The organism is Pseudomonas sp. Fl4BN1 (assembly GCF_009908285.1).
Classification (GTDB): Bacteria; Pseudomonadota; Gammaproteobacteria; order Pseudomonadales; family Pseudomonadaceae; genus Aquipseudomonas.
This window is the reverse complement of record NZ_JAAARM010000142.1, coordinates 1-390: the sequence shown is the minus strand read 5'-3', so window position 1 is coordinate 390 and position 390 is coordinate 1. Positions and strand designations below refer to the sequence as shown.

The window sequence follows — 390 nt, the reverse complement described above, 5'->3', positions numbered from 1 at the left end:
GCGCAAGCCCAGGCCGCGCGTCAGGGCGCGTGTAGACACGCCTTCGCGCATCAGCAGCCGGCCCCAGGCCGGTTCGCGCTGCGCCCGCAGCAACGTGTGACGGACCGCGATAGCGATGACCTCGGCCGGATCGGTCAGGCCATGCGCAATGGCATCCAGCTTGTCAGCAAAGTCCTCAAACGCCCAGTCGATCACGGCGGCAAAGAGCCCTTCCTTCGATTCGAAGTGGTTGTAGAACGAGCCGAAGCCCACATCGGCGGCTTCGGTGATCTCGTTGATGGCGACGCGCTCAATGTTCCGCTCAGACAGCAGCAACAGCGCCGCGTGAAGCAGACGTGCCCGTGTTTCCTGTTTGCGCCGGGTGCCGCGCCGCTCGCGGCAGCCTTCTGC

At 65.6% G+C, this 390-nt stretch carries 1 protein-coding gene; it reads right to left on the bottom strand.

From position 1 onward, the window contains the following. The coding region (locus GV818_RS33960; protein WP_161778769.1) for a TetR/AcrR family transcriptional regulator at window positions 1-390 on the bottom strand (390 nt) is incomplete at both ends.